Below are 12,462 nucleotides of genomic sequence, written 5' to 3'. Positions count from 1 at the left end.
CCTCATGCTGTTTGGAATGGTGGGCGGTGAGGGGCTCGAACCCCCGACCCTCTCGGTGTAAACGAGATGCTCTACCAACTGAGCTAACCGCCCGCGCCTTGCGCGAAGGGGCTATTGCCGCGTTGTGGGCGCCTCGTCAATGGTTGAACAAGTAAATTGGGCACTCGCAGGCTCGCCGCGCATTTCCTGCGGGCGTTTTCGTTCGCTTCGAGGTTCAATGACCTTCCATCAGTACCTTTCGATCGCCCTCCTGTGCGGGATGATGGGCCTCTTCATCTGGGGCCGCTTTCGTTATGACGTGACGGCGGTCATAGCGCTGCTTGCCGGCCTGGCTCTTGGCCTCGTGGAGCCGGATAAGGCGTTCAGCGGCTTCTCGGACGACATCGTCATCATCGTCGGCTCCGCGCTCGTGCTTTCAGCGGCGGTGCAGCGTTCCGGCCTCATCGAGAAGGCGGTCGCCTGGGCGGGCCAGTGGCTGAAGCGCACCGGCCTGCAACTCCTCGTCCTCACCGCCTCGGTCGGCCTCGCCTCCGGCCTCATCAAGAACATCGGCGCGCTCGCGATGCTCATGCCGGCCGCCGGCCAGCTGGCTCGCCGCAGCGGGACGAACCCCTCCCGGTTCCTCATGCCGATGTCCTTCGCAGCGCTCCTGGGAGGGCTGACCACACTGGTCGGCACATCGCCCAACATCATCGTCAGCCGCGTGCGCGAACAGATGGTGGGCGAACCCTTCCGTATGTTCGACTACCTGCCGACGGGGCTCGGCCTCCTGACCATCGGCCTTGTCTTCCTGCGTTTCGGCTACCGCCTTCTCCCGGCGGACCGCCGCGCGGTGGCCGCTATGGGCGAGGCCCTCGACATATCGGATTACACGATCGAAGCGCGCGTGCGCGACACCTCCCGGCTGGTGGGGAGCACCGTCGCGGCGTTCATGAAGGAGCACGATGGCGAGGTCGAGGTCACCGCGGTCCTGCGCCACGGCCTGACAGGTGACGTCCGCCCCGACCTCGTGCTGGTTGAAAACGATATCCTCATCATGGCGGGTGAGCCGGACGCGCTGGAGCGCGCTGTGGCGGCCGGGCAGCTCGATCCGGGCGGCCGGCAGGAGGAGGAAGAGGCCGGAGCCGCCGTCCGGCCTGGCGACGACGTGGGCGTGATCGAAGGGGTGGTGACGGCACGTTCGGCATTGGCAGGAAGTTCCGCCAGCCGCCTGATGCTGCGTGAGCGCATGGGGCTGCGGCTCGTCGCGATCTCGCGCCAGGGGGAAAGCCTTCGCGTCAAACCCGCGAGCGTGCTGATGCAGGCCGGCGACGTGATCGTGCTTCAGGGTTCGCTTTCGGCCATGCCCGGTCGGCTTCGCCAGTTGGGAGTGCTGCCGCTGGCGCAGCGGCAGATTGGCCTTGGATCGACGCGCAAGGGATGGCTCGCGATCGGCATTCTCGCCGCGGCGATGCTCGCGACGGCAACGGGACTGATGCCGGTCGCTGCCGCCTTCTTCGCCGGCGCCGGCCTGGTGGTGATCACAGGCGCCCTCTCTGTTGATGATGCCTATGATGCGGTCGAATGGCCGATACTCATCATGCTGGGCGCCCTCATCCCCGTCAGCAGCACCCTTCAATCCACCGGCGCGTCCGATGTGCTGGCGACGGAGCTGGCGGCGCTCGCCCGCGATATGCCGCCCTGGGGTGCCGTCGCGCTGGTGCTTGCCGCCTCGATGGCGGTGACGCCGTTCCTCAACAATGCCGCGACCGTGCTGGTCATGGCGCCCATTTCCGCCGTTTTCGCAAGCGACCTCGGCTACCAGCCCGACGCCTTCCTGATGGCAACCGCGATCGGCGCCGGATGCGATTTCCTGACGCCCATCGGGCATCAGTGCAACACGCTGGTGATGGGACCGGGCGGATACCGCTTCGGCGACTACGCACGTCTGGGTGCGCCGCTGTCCCTGCTGGTACTGGTGCTGGGAACGCCGCTCATCATTCACTTCTGGCCTCTGCACTGAGGGCTAGGCGGAGCGGCCGACGGCAGTGCGAAACAGGCTTTGCGGCGATTCCCAGTCCATCCGCACCCGCCGGTGCGCGATGAGCCACTCGCCACCCTCCCTGCGGAACGCATCGAGATAGTAACCCGCGTGATCCGGGCCGATGTCCGTCCACGCGACCCAGTAGGTTCTCCCCTGCGCGGTCGCCGGCCCCAGGAGGTCGATCTTCGAGGTGGACAGGTGATGGCGCACGAAGGTGGCGCCGTGTGTGTCTCCCTCGCCTGCGCGCCACCGTTCCTGCCAGGCTCTGATCGCCTCACGCCCTTCGTACCGGAACAGCCGGTCGGCAGCGACACGCTCGCTTTCCAGCACGGCATCCTCCGTGAAGCAGGAAACGAACTCCTCTATCCGCAGGCGATCGCCGGCAGTGGTGTAACGGGCCACGAGATCGCGGAGAGCTTCGCGCGCCAGAAGATCGTCCAGAGTCATGACATCACCAGCCCGGCGTCCACATTCACCGACTGCCCGGTGATGGTGCGCGCCTCGTCCGAAGCGAGGAACAGGGCGAGGCGAGCGACATCCTCGGGTGTGGAGAAGGTCTTGAGGGGCAGAGGCGCAACGATGCCGGCTTCCACCTCGGCGGCGCTGACGCCCTGCTCGGCGGCGATGCGCTGCATGTAGTTCAGCATCAGGTCTGTCGCGATGGCGCCCGGCACGACGCAGTTGCAGCGGATGCCATATTCCCCCACCTCGCGCGCGATCGTCTTGGTCAGGATGCGCAGGGCGCCCTTGGCAGCGGAATAATGCCCCTTGCGCACCATGCCGTCCCATCCGGCGCTTGAAGAGAAGTTGACGATGGAGCCCGAGCGCCGCGCCATCATCGAGCGGTTGAGCACCTCGCGAGAGCACAGCATCGCGGCCATGCAGTCCACCTTGTAGGTGTCGATGAAGTTATCGACGGTCTGTTCCCAGATGAACTTGTCGACCCCTGGCACGGCCGCGTTGTTCATCATGACGTCGACCTGCCCCCAGCGTTGCATGGCAGCCTCGACCATGGCGGCCACGTCATCCTCGCTGGTGACGTCGGCGCGCACAGCCACGACCTCGCCGCCGATGCCCTGCGCCACTTCCTCGACACGTTCGAAACGGCGCGCCGCCAGCACGAGGCGCGCGCCTTCGGCGGCCATCATCCGCGCCATGACCGGCCCCAGCCCGCTCGAGGCACCGGTGATGATGACCACTCTTCCGGCGAAGCGCATCATGCGGCGATGACCTTGCGCATCAGGGCATGGCTTTCCGGGCTTCCGTCCAGCGCCCGGTTTGACCGTTCCACGACGCGCCAGCCCTGATCGGTCCGGCGCAACGTCCAATGGTTGACGGCCGCGCGCCAGAGGAACCAGCGATCCTCTTCCTTCAGGATTACGACGGAATAGCCGACCGCCTCGGCCTCATCGCCCTGCACAGCGATGCGCGGTGTCGCGGTAAGATGTGCGCAGCCGGTATTCACAAGCTCGAGATGGCCAGGCCACGTGTACATCCCGGCGATCTCGTCCGGGGCGGTCAGGCGTTTCGCGCCACCTTCCGGCAGAGTGAAGGTGTAACCGCCCCCCTCCTCCCAGAGCTTCCCTGCCTCCTCAGCGGAGGCGCTGTCGACAAGCGGACCGTAGGCCATCAGCAGGTTCTGAATGGCCAGCTGATCCTCAGCCGCATGCAGCCGCGATTCAAGCGCGGCGATCCGCGCATCCAGATCATCTCGAGACATGGGCTCTCCCGCCGTTTGCCTGCATCGTCAGCGGCGGGAGAGACGAGATCAAGTTCCCTTGCGGGGACGATCGCTTACCAGTCGAACCAACGGCGGTTGCGCCAGCCGGCACGGCGGACTTCGGGTACTCCATCGCGGTCCGTGTCGGTAAGCACGGTGTGCGAGGAATGTACCGGTGCTACATGAACGCCCGTGGCACGGTCATGCGCGGTTCGTTCATGCGCCAGCGCTTCCGCGCGGGCCTCCGCACGGGCGGCGCGCAACTCAGCGTCACGCACACGCTCATCCGCGTTGCGGGCCGCCAGCTCGCCGCGGCGTTCCCGGGCGATGGCGTAGTAGTGGCTCCACATCTGGCTATGGGCGAAGGCCAGCGCCAGCCCGCCGATGATAGCGAGGTTCTTCAGCGCCTCGACCCGCTGCATCGGATCGCCGATCTGGCCGTGGAAGAAGAGGATCGTGAGCGCCGTGAAAGCGGCGAGCAGCGCGGCGACAAGCCGTACCATGAAACCACCGGCAAGACACAGGCCGCCGATCAGCTCGAACAGCCCGGTTGGAATGGCAAGCCCCGACGGAAGACCCGCCGCGACCATCATTGTCTCGGTCGCGGAGAGATCAGCAAGCTTTCCAGCCCCGGAGAATATAAAAATAAGCGCAATGAGAATGCGCCCGATGATGGCGGCGATCTTCGACACGGCACGTCTCCCGATCTCGGTACGCCGGGAGAAGCCTTGTGCAGCCCGTTTGTTCCCGCTCAGAGGCGGGGGAGCGTCACTCCGCGCTGACCCATGTACTTGCCGGCACGGTCGGCGTAGCTGATCTCACAGGGTTCGTTGCCCTGAAGGAACAGGAACTGGCAGGCGCCTTCGTTCGCATAGATCCTGGCGGGCAGCGGTGTGGTATTGGAAAACTCCAGCGTGACGTGCCCTTCCCAGCCGGGCTCCAGCGGCGTCACGTTCACAATGATGCCGCACCGCGCATAGGTACTTTTGCCAAGACAGATGACGAGGACGTCGCGCGGGACGCGGAAGTATTCAACGGTGCGTGCGAGAGCGAAAGAGTTGGGCGGGATCACGCAGACATCGGTCGTTCGGTCCACGAAGGAGTTGGCAGCGAAGTCCTTGGGATCGACTACCGCCGAATCGACATTCGTGAAGATCTTGAATTCCGGCGCGACGCGGGCGTCGTAGCCGTAGGAAGAGAGGCCGTACGAAATGCACCCGTCCCGGCGCTGCGCCTCCACGAACGGCTCGATCATGCCGTGCTCGAGGGCCTGGGTCCGGATCCACTTGTCGCTCAGAATCGCCATGGACCGGGTGATTGCCCATGCCGGCGCGCCTAGCAAGGCTGTCTGTGCGGTTGTCCACGTTGCGCAATGCAGGGTGGTGCGCGAACGTCCGGTTAGTGATTGCCCTACCCCGATGCCGGCGATAGGCTCCCCCCCGTGATTGCTTCCAAGCCGTTCATCCGCCGTCTGATTCTGACACTTGCCCCGCTTGGCGCCCTGGCCGGTTGCGGCACCGGGCCCGACGCGTCGGAGCCGTCCGGGGCCGCGAAGGAGGTGTCGCGTCCGGCCGCGCCCGAACTCGTCGCCCGTGAAGCGGACCTCCGAAAGCGGGAGCAGGCCCAACTCGATTGGCTGAAGAAGACGCTCGACAAACCGGCGCACGCCGCCGTCTACGAAGCCGCCCTGCAGCAGGCGCGCGGTCGGGCCGGGCATTGCCCCGACGATCGCTGCCATGCCCGCGCCCTCAATCGGCGGGAAGCGCGGCTGGATTACGCCGACGGCAAGAACTCCCGCATGCCGAACCTGCCCTTCGGCGCCGGCCGCTTCATGCGCGAGGGCTATGCCGGGCCGGTGCGCCTGATCCCGCTCATCGACGGTCAGGCCATGCTTCTCGTATCGCTTTCCGCGAAGGGGCGCCCGGCCTGTGCCCTCGACGGTGTGATCCGCCGGGACGACGAGAAGGACAGCTGGACGGTGACTTCGCTGGAAGAAGGCGAGCCGATGCTCGTCCTGAAACCGGCAGGGAAGAGCGCGTTCGATCTCTCCTACACCGATCCGGCGCAGCGGCGTTCCACCAACCCCTACTGCACTGGCGGAGCCAGCATCGAAGGGCGCTACACGCGGGAAGGCTGACGCCTTATCCCGCCCTTAACACACCGCTGGTAACGGGACTTGCATGACTGCACGCATCCTTGTCATCTTTGGCACTCGTCCGGAAGCCATCAAGCTGTTCCCGGTGGTACACGCGCTGAAGGCCGATCCCCGTCTCGAGTGCGTGGTATGCGTTTCGGCACAGCACCGACAGATGCTTGATCAGGTGTTGCAGATCGCCGGCATCACGCCCGATCACGATCTCGACGTCATGCAGCCGGACCAGACCCTCGATACGCTCACCGCCAACCTGCTCACCGGGCTTGGCCGCGTGATGGACGCGGTGAAGCCCGATCGCGTGATCGTGCAGGGCGATACGGCAACGGCGATGTCCGGTGCCCTGGCCGCGTACTACCGCAAGGTGCCGGTGGACCATGTCGAGGCGGGGCTGCGCAGCTACAACCTCTATCATCCCTGGCCGGAGGAGGCGAACCGCAAGATCATCGGGGCCATGGCCAGCCTGCATTTCGCCCCCACTCAGACGAGCCAAGCCGCTCTCCTGCGCGAGAATGTCCCGCCTGAACGCGTTCATGTGACCGGCAATACCGTGATCGATGCGCTGCAATGGGTGACGGCCGAAATCGCGCGCAGGCCCTCCCTCGCCTCCGGTCTCGCAGAGCTGGAAGACCGCTTTTCGGGACGCCGCATCATCGGTGTGACCAGCCATCGGCGCGAGAACTTCGGCGACGGCATGGAACAGATCGCCCGGGCCGTCCGCCACATCGCGCAGCGACCGGACGTGGCGATCATCTTCCCGGTCCACCTCAATCCCAACGTGCGCAAGGTGATGAACGCAGCGCTGGCGGGCCTCGACAACGTCGCGTTGATCGAGCCTTTGGATTATCCGCACTTCGCGCGGCTCCTGGCGATCAGCACCGTCATGCTCACGGATTCGGGCGGCGTGCAGGAAGAGGCCCCGGCGCTCGGCAAGCCGGTTCTCGTCATGCGCGAAACGACCGAGCGGCCCGAAGGGGTGGAGGCGGGCACCGCAAAGCTTGTCGGGACGGACGCTGCCCGCATCGTTACCGAAATTTCAACCCTGCTGGACGATAGCGCAGCCTACGAGACCATGGCGCGCGCGCACAATCCCTTCGGGGACGGGCAGGCATCGGGCCGAATCGTGGAGCTGCTTGCGAATGAAATCCGACACTAAACCTGCCGTCTGCGTCGTGGGCCTAGGCTACATCGGCCTTCCGACCGCCGCCGTCATTGCCCGCTCCGGCAGCAAGGTGCTCGGCCTCGACGTATCGCAGAAGGTCGTGGACACCATCAATCGCGGTGAAATCCACATCGAGGAGGTCGATCTCGACGGTCTGGTCCAGGGTGTCGTCGCCCGTGGACTGCTTTCGGCCTCTATGGAGGTGGCTCCGGCGGACGTCTTCGTCATCGCGGTTCCCACCCCCTTCGACAAGGAGCACGCCCCGGACGTCTCCTATGTCCTTGCGGCCGCACGTACCATTGCGCCGGTCCTCAAGAACGGCGACGTCGTGATCCTGGAGTCCACATCCCCCGTCGGCACCACGGAGCAACTGCGCGACATGATCGCCGAAATGCGGCCGGACCTGAAGATCCCCGGGCTCACGCGCGAGACGCCGGACATCTCCATCGCCTACTGTCCTGAGCGCGTGCTTCCCGGCCGTATCCTCGAGGAGCTGACCAACAACGATCGCTCCATCGGCGGCATCACCCCGCGTTGCGCGCGCAAGGCGCTGGCGTTCTACAAGCGTTTTGTCCGGGGCGAATGCGTCACTACGGATGCGCGATCGGCGGAGATGACCAAGCTGGTCGAGAACGCCTACCGCGACGTGAACATCGCCTTCGCCAACGAACTCTCCATCGTCGCGGATCGCATGGGCCTTGATGTGTGGGAGGTGATCCGGCTCGCCAACCGCCACCCGCGCGTGAACATCCTGTCACCGGGACCGGGCGTGGGCGGCCACTGTATCGCGGTGGATCCCTGGTTCATCGTGCATGGCGCACCTGAGGACACGCCGCTGATCCGCACCGCACGCGGTGTGAACGACCACAAGATGCACCACGTGGTCGCCAAGGCTGAAGCGCTTGTCGAAGCGCATCCGGTGGCCAAGGTCGCGTGCCTCGGCCTCGCGTTCAAAGCGAACATCGACGACTTCCGCGAAAGCCCGGCCCGTTTCGTGGCAAGCCGGCTGGCACGCAAGTTTGGCGAACGCATCGCCATCGTCGAGCCCTATGCTGCCGAACTGCCGATCGAATTCACCGATACAGGCGTCACGCAGATCGACATCGATGAAGCTCTGGAGGATTGCGCGATCCTGATCGTGCTGGTCGACCACGATGTCTTTCGCGTGGTCCCCCTCGCGGAGCGCGCAGACAAGCTGGTCTACGACACACGCGGCATCTGGCCCGACCAACCCCGCGTCGTGCGCGAGGATGGCGCCACGATGGCGCTCACACCCTGAAGGTTCAACAAGGGGACGGGGAACCGGCTGCGGCAAACCGTTGCAGGAAAGCGATAACTTCCCCAAGCATTACTTTCGCGGAAACAGTCGGCGGCTATAACTCCGCAACATGAAATTGGTTCCCGCTATTGTTCTCGCTACCCTCGCCCTGGTGCAGCCGGCGACGGCGCGCCCGCTGCAATGCGCCCCCTATGCGCGGGAAAATTCCGCCATCGATCTGCATGGCAACGCGGCCAGCTGGTGGGAACAGGCCAAGGGCACCTACGCACAGGGCCAGGCGCCACGGGCCGGCGCCGTACTCGTGTTCAAGGCTACGGGCGCGATGCCGGTGGGGCACGTGGCGGTGGTTCGCAAGATCGTGGACCAACGCCACGTCCTGCTCAATCACGCGAACTGGTCCCGTCCCGGCATGATCGAGACTTCGGCCATGGCCGAAGATGTCTCGACGAAGGGGGACTGGAGCAGCGTACGCGTGTGGTATGCCCCCACCCGCTCGCTGGGCCTACGCGCCAGCCCGGCTCACGGCTTCATCTATGCTCCCGGAAGCGATGGTACCATGCTCGTTTCGGAGGCAGCTTCGGACACGCCTTCGGAGGCGTTCATGTCCGCTTTCCAGGACGCATCGAAGCAGGGCTGAGCCTCGGATCGACGGCACTGCCGCCTTCTCCGATGCCGCGAAGAAGCGACTACTTCGCGGGCTCGATCCCGGCCAGCTTGCGCACCGAACTGGCGGTCTGCACCAGGAACAGGCCGATCAGCACCACGCCGACCCCGCCCACGAACCAGTCGAACCCGGTCATGGCGGTCATGTCGCGCTGCTTGTCGCCCAGCAGAAGCATGGCGAGTGTAAGCGTGATGAGCACGAGCCTCAACTCGGTCGGCCCGGCGTTGAGGTACGACAGCCGCATTTCCCCGAGCACGCGCACCGCCAGGAAGGCGTGCATGCACATCAGCAGATACCCGACCATGGCCACGAGAGCGACTTCCAGCCGCACGTAAGGGCTGATGCCGATACCCAGCAGGATCAGGAACGTGGCGATGCCATCGCAGCTGTGATCGAGGAAATAGCCGTAGCGGGGGCGCTCGATATGACGGAACCGTGCAAGACTTCCGTCCATGGAGTCACCGAACCAGTGCAGCAGGTAGCCCGGAATGCACATCCACAGCCAGTCTTCATCCAGGAGGCTGGTGGCGTAACCGGCGAAGATCAGGACGGCCCCGACCATGCCGAGAGCGGTCAGCAAATCGGGCTTTACCCATCCCGGCATGTGCGCGCACAGCCAGTTCAGCAACCGCCGCTCGCCGATGGCGAGTAGGTTGCGCTGAATGCGAGCGGGAGGCATGATGCGATTTTCCTGCATGGTTCCTTATTGTGACAAGACGCGGTCTTGGCAACCCAAACCGCCTCAGCGTGCGTACGTTTCATCGCCCCGGATGCACACTCCGCTGGGGAGAACCTATTCGCCCAGCAGATGAACCGCTATCTCCCGGCGGTGCGGACGGTGGCGATGCTCGGCAAGGTAAATCCCCTGCCATGTGCCGAGCATCATATGCCCGTCGCGAACCGGCACCTGCAGGTTCACTCCCGTCAGTGTCGTCTTGAGGTGTGCGGGCATGTCGTCCGGCCCCTCCTCGTGACGCGCGTAATGCGCGTCCTCCGGTGCCAGACGGTCCAGCCACCGCGCCAGGTCCACGCGCACCTCCGGCGCGGCATTCTCCTGAATGAGCAGGGAGGCGGAGGTGTGGCGGCATAGCAGGGTGAGCAGACCCTCCCCGATGCCGGTTCCCGCGAGCCACTCCTCCATCGCCGTTGTGATATCGATGAAGCCACGGCCCGCTGTCTGGAAGGAAAGGATGGTCGTTGCCTGTCTCATTGCGCCACGATCCTGCCGATACCCGCCGCCGGTTGCAACCGCGGTGCATCGCAACGAGAGGATTGGAATGGACACGCAGTTCTGCAAGGTCGCCATTGACGGCCACGTCATGATGGTGACGATCGACCGGCCCGAGATGCGCAATGCCCTCCATGCTGGCGCTAATTTCGAATTGGCCGAGGTGTTCGACCGGTTTGAAGCGGATCCGGCGCTGTGGGTGGCGATCCTCACCGGTGCAGGCGACAAGGCGTTCTCCGCCGGTGCCGATCTGCGCTCACCCGCCGCGCCTGACGATCCGCGCTCGTACCGGGGCATGCCTCTTGCGCGGACAGGATTTGCGGGGCTGACCTGGCGCTTCGAGCGTCGCAAGCCGGTGATCGCCGCAGTAAACGGGCTTGCCCTTGGCGGCGGGTTCGAAGCGGCGCTGGCGTGCGACATCATCGTGGCCGCACCGTGTGCGACGTTCGGTCTGACGGAGCCGAAAGTCGGGCTTGCCGCGCTGGGCGGCGGTATCCAGCGGATCGTCCAGGAGTTGGGGCCCAAGCGTGCCCATGCCATGCTGCTCACCGCTCGCCGCATCACCGCCGCCCAGGCGCGCGACTGGGGACTGGTCGCCGAAGTGGCTGCCGATGGCGACCTGCTTGCCTGCGCCCGACGCTGGGCGGACGAGATCCTCGCCTGCTCTCCGGCATCGATCGTGGCCACCAAGGCCGTGATGAAGTCTTACCACGAGTTCGGCATGGAAGTGTCGAACCGCGAGATGTTCGCTCTTCCCGAAGTGCGGCAGATGCTCACGGGCCCGGATGCCCGCGAAGGCGGCAAGGCGCTCTTCGAGAAGCGGACGCCGGTCTGGGCCGAGCCGGGCTGAGCGCCTCACGCTACGGTAAGGCACGGGGGGCAGGTGGCATGGAGTTAAAAGGTAAGTTGACGGCCCCGCCCTCGCCGTGGCACTAGGCCTGCGCCTTAGTGGTCATGCCACTGAACGGCGCGCCTGAGATGACGCAGGTCAACGGACGCGGGTGTAGCTCAATGGTAGAGCAGAAGCTTCCCAAGCTTACGACGAGGGTTCGATTCCCTTCACCCGCTCCAGATTTCCCGATCGAGATCACGGACAAAAATCCGGAGTGACCGACGCTGCAGGCGGCGGGCAAAGTTCTGGTCAAGCGAATCCGGACCAGCTATGATCCCTGTCCGTACAGGGAGGCCGCTATAGACGCGCTTTCGCTCATTGGCTTGGCAAGCAGTGTCAGCTTGTTGTCCGGGTGGCGACTGTACCTTTGTGTTTTTGCCACGGGATTGGCGATGAAGGCGGGCTGGATCGCCATGCCCGAGCATCTCGGCGGATTGGCTGTTCTCGCAAGTCCCTGGGTTCTTGGCGCCTCCGGGCTGGGATTGGCGGCGGAGTTCCTGGCGGACAAGATCGCGTGGGTCGATTCTGTCTGGGATGGCGTGCATACCTTCATACGTCCTGTGGGCGGCGCGCTGCTGGCCCTGACCATCGTCGACCCCGCCGATCCCGCCTGGCAGATCGTCGGCCTTCTGCCTGGCGGCAGCGCAGCCTTGTTGGCCCACGGGGCGAAGGCGGGAACCCGGGCGGTGGTCAACACCAGCCCCGAACCTGTCAGCAATGTCGCCGTGTCGCTCACCGAAGATACGGTCACGGGCACGATGCTGGTGCTGGCCTTCGCCAATCCTGTAGTCGCCACCATCATCGCCGTCTTCCTGACAGTCACGGCTGTGGCCGTTCTCCTCGTTCTGCGCCGCCTTCTGAGACGGATGCGACCGGCGCGGGCTGCCACAAATCGCTTCCACATGGAGCCACCTGCGAATGGAGGTGTTTCCTAGCGCGTAAGACAAGGTTCGTTAGCAGGAGAGAAGATATGGAATACGGAATCCTTGGTTGGATCATCGTCGGCCTGATCGCCGGTATCTTGGCCAAGTGGATCATGCCCGGCCGTGACCCGGGCGGGATCATCGTCACCATCCTGATCGGTATCGCCGGGGGTCTTCTGGGCGGTTTCCTCGGCAGCCTGCTTGGCCTTGGTGGCGGGAACATCATCAACATCCTGCTGGCGACCGTGGGCGCCATCATCCTCTTGTGGATCTATCGCATGATGAGGGGGCGCGCCGCCTGAATACCGGCACCGGAAACGAGCACGGGGCATTCCTCAGGGGTGCCCCGCAGCGTTCCGTTGCGATTCTATCCCCCACTCAACGCCGGAGACTTGCTTGACGGAATGGCTGACTCGGTA

15 protein-coding genes and 2 tRNA genes are annotated in these 12,462 nt (G+C 65.0%); 9 read left to right on the top strand and 8 right to left on the bottom strand.

Features of this window, described 5'->3' with window-relative positions:
- Positions 1-17: 17 nt before the first annotated feature.
- Positions 18-93 (bottom strand) — tRNA-Val (locus QOL62_RS05935).
- Between the two features lie 124 nt (positions 94-217).
- Between QOL62_RS05935 and QOL62_RS05930 the strand changes: the two genes are divergently transcribed.
- Positions 218-2,002, top strand: a complete 1,785-nt coding sequence (locus tag QOL62_RS05930) for an SLC13 family permease (protein WP_283405571.1) — start codon at positions 218-220, stop codon at positions 2,000-2,002.
- 3 nt (positions 2,003-2,005) lie between these two features.
- Here QOL62_RS05930 and QOL62_RS05925 read toward each other — a convergent pair whose 3' ends face one another.
- The 5 genes from QOL62_RS05925 to dcd form a co-directional block, all read right to left on the bottom strand.
- Positions 2,006-2,470, bottom strand: a complete 465-nt coding sequence (locus QOL62_RS05925; protein ID WP_283405570.1) for a nuclear transport factor 2 family protein — start codon at positions 2,468-2,470, stop codon at positions 2,006-2,008.
- On the bottom strand, positions 2,467-3,243 hold the full coding sequence (locus QOL62_RS05920; RefSeq protein WP_283405569.1) for an SDR family NAD(P)-dependent oxidoreductase: 777 nt from the start codon (positions 3,241-3,243) through the stop codon (positions 2,467-2,469). Before QOL62_RS05920 ends, QOL62_RS05925 begins: the two co-directional genes overlap by 4 nt.
- Positions 3,240-3,743 (bottom strand): nuclear transport factor 2 family protein, encoded by a 504-nt coding sequence (locus QOL62_RS05915; protein ID WP_103729579.1) that lies wholly within the window; start codon positions 3,741-3,743, stop codon positions 3,240-3,242. The genes QOL62_RS05920 and QOL62_RS05915 overlap by 4 nt, the downstream gene beginning before the upstream one ends.
- A 74-nt stretch (positions 3,744-3,817) precedes the next feature.
- Complete coding sequence (locus QOL62_RS05910; protein ID WP_283405568.1) at positions 3,818-4,435, bottom strand: DoxX family protein; 618 nt, start codon at positions 4,433-4,435, stop codon at positions 3,818-3,820.
- A 59-nt stretch (positions 4,436-4,494) separates the two neighbouring features.
- Complete coding sequence (gene dcd, locus QOL62_RS05905; RefSeq protein ID WP_103729581.1) at positions 4,495-5,049, bottom strand: dCTP deaminase; 555 nt, start codon at positions 5,047-5,049, stop codon at positions 4,495-4,497.
- Between the two features lie 135 nt (positions 5,050-5,184).
- Between dcd and QOL62_RS05900 the strand changes: the two genes are divergently transcribed.
- The 4 genes from QOL62_RS05900 (at position 5,185) to QOL62_RS05885 (ending at position 8,973) form a co-directional block, all read left to right on the top strand.
- Entirely contained in the window at positions 5,185-5,880 is a 696-nt protein-coding gene (locus QOL62_RS05900) for a hypothetical protein (protein WP_283405567.1), read from the top strand.
- A 43-nt stretch (positions 5,881-5,923) separates the two neighbouring features.
- Positions 5,924-7,051, top strand: a complete 1,128-nt coding sequence (gene wecB, locus QOL62_RS05895) for a non-hydrolyzing UDP-N-acetylglucosamine 2-epimerase (RefSeq protein WP_283405566.1) — start codon at positions 5,924-5,926, stop codon at positions 7,049-7,051.
- Positions 7,035-8,336 (top strand): UDP-N-acetyl-D-mannosamine dehydrogenase, encoded by a 1,302-nt coding sequence (gene wecC / locus QOL62_RS05890; protein WP_103729584.1) that lies wholly within the window; start codon positions 7,035-7,037, stop codon positions 8,334-8,336. The genes wecB and wecC overlap by 17 nt, the downstream gene beginning before the upstream one ends.
- 109 nt (positions 8,337-8,445) lie before the next feature.
- Positions 8,446-8,973 carry a CHAP domain-containing protein gene (locus tag QOL62_RS05885; protein ID WP_283405565.1) on the top strand — a complete coding sequence of 176 codons (528 nt, stop codon included), beginning with the start codon at positions 8,446-8,448 and terminating at the stop codon, positions 8,971-8,973.
- Positions 8,974-9,022: 49 nt separating this feature from the next.
- Here the strand turns inward: QOL62_RS05885 and QOL62_RS05880 are convergent, their stop codons facing one another.
- Positions 9,023-9,697: a CDP-alcohol phosphatidyltransferase family protein gene (locus tag QOL62_RS05880; RefSeq protein WP_103729586.1), complete on the bottom strand. Its 675-nt coding sequence runs from the start codon at positions 9,695-9,697 to the stop codon at positions 9,023-9,025.
- A gap of 96 nt (positions 9,698-9,793) precedes the next feature.
- Positions 9,794-10,210 (bottom strand): secondary thiamine-phosphate synthase enzyme YjbQ, encoded by a 417-nt coding sequence (locus QOL62_RS05875; protein ID WP_283405564.1) that lies wholly within the window; start codon positions 10,208-10,210, stop codon positions 9,794-9,796.
- A 67-nt stretch (positions 10,211-10,277) separates the two neighbouring features.
- Here QOL62_RS05875 and QOL62_RS05870 point away from each other — a divergent pair, with 67 nt between their 5' ends.
- The 4 genes from QOL62_RS05870 to QOL62_RS05855 all read left to right on the top strand — a co-directional run bounded on the left by QOL62_RS05870 (position 10,278) and on the right by QOL62_RS05855 (position 12,345).
- Entirely contained in the window at positions 10,278-11,078 is an 801-nt protein-coding gene (locus QOL62_RS05870) for an enoyl-CoA hydratase-related protein (RefSeq protein ID WP_283405563.1), read from the top strand.
- Positions 11,079-11,225: 147 nt separating this feature from the next.
- A tRNA-Gly gene (locus QOL62_RS05865) sits at positions 11,226-11,299 on the top strand.
- A 144-nt stretch (positions 11,300-11,443) separates the two neighbouring features.
- The gene (locus tag QOL62_RS05860; RefSeq protein WP_379501824.1) at positions 11,444-12,055 is read left to right on the top strand and encodes a DUF4126 domain-containing protein; all 612 of its coding nucleotides are present in this window, start codon (positions 11,444-11,446) and stop codon (positions 12,053-12,055) included.
- A 35-nt stretch (positions 12,056-12,090) separates the two neighbouring features.
- Positions 12,091-12,345: a GlsB/YeaQ/YmgE family stress response membrane protein gene (locus QOL62_RS05855; protein WP_103729590.1), complete on the top strand. Its 255-nt coding sequence runs from the start codon at positions 12,091-12,093 to the stop codon at positions 12,343-12,345.
- Positions 12,346-12,462 lie beyond the last annotated feature (117 nt).

Source organism: Novosphingobium panipatense (assembly GCF_900182875.1).
GTDB lineage: Bacteria > Pseudomonadota > Alphaproteobacteria > Sphingomonadales > Sphingomonadaceae > Novosphingobium > Novosphingobium panipatense.
The sequence above is the reverse complement of the archived record's forward strand: the minus strand, read 5'-3'. Positions and strand labels throughout refer to the sequence as shown.

Excerpts from the sequence above, each read along its gene's own strand:
- QOL62_RS05930 (WP_283405571.1), top strand. The coding sequence starts at position 218 with ATGACCTTCCATCAGTACCTTTCGATCGCCCTCCTGTGCGGGATGATG.
- QOL62_RS05925 (WP_283405570.1), bottom strand. The coding sequence starts at position 2,470 with ATGACTCTGGACGATCTTCTGGCGCGCGAAGCTCTCCGCGATCTCGTG.
- QOL62_RS05920 (WP_283405569.1), bottom strand. The coding sequence starts at position 3,243 with ATGATGCGCTTCGCCGGAAGAGTGGTCATCATCACCGGTGCCTCGAGC.
- QOL62_RS05915 (WP_103729579.1), bottom strand. The coding sequence starts at position 3,743 with ATGTCTCGAGATGATCTGGATGCGCGGATCGCCGCGCTTGAATCGCGG.
- dcd (WP_103729581.1), bottom strand. The coding sequence starts at position 5,049 with ATGGCGATTCTGAGCGACAAGTGGATCCGGACCCAGGCCCTCGAGCAC.
- wecB (WP_283405566.1), top strand. The coding sequence starts at position 5,924 with ATGACTGCACGCATCCTTGTCATCTTTGGCACTCGTCCGGAAGCCATC.
- wecC (WP_103729584.1), top strand. The coding sequence starts at position 7,035 with ATGAAATCCGACACTAAACCTGCCGTCTGCGTCGTGGGCCTAGGCTAC.
- QOL62_RS05885 (WP_283405565.1), top strand. The coding sequence starts at position 8,446 with ATGAAATTGGTTCCCGCTATTGTTCTCGCTACCCTCGCCCTGGTGCAG.
- QOL62_RS05880 (WP_103729586.1), bottom strand. The coding sequence starts at position 9,697 with ATGCAGGAAAATCGCATCATGCCTCCCGCTCGCATTCAGCGCAACCTA.
- QOL62_RS05875 (WP_283405564.1), bottom strand. The coding sequence starts at position 10,210 with ATGAGACAGGCAACGACCATCCTTTCCTTCCAGACAGCGGGCCGTGGC.
- QOL62_RS05870 (WP_283405563.1), top strand. The coding sequence starts at position 10,278 with ATGGACACGCAGTTCTGCAAGGTCGCCATTGACGGCCACGTCATGATG.
- QOL62_RS05855 (WP_103729590.1), top strand. The coding sequence starts at position 12,091 with ATGGAATACGGAATCCTTGGTTGGATCATCGTCGGCCTGATCGCCGGT.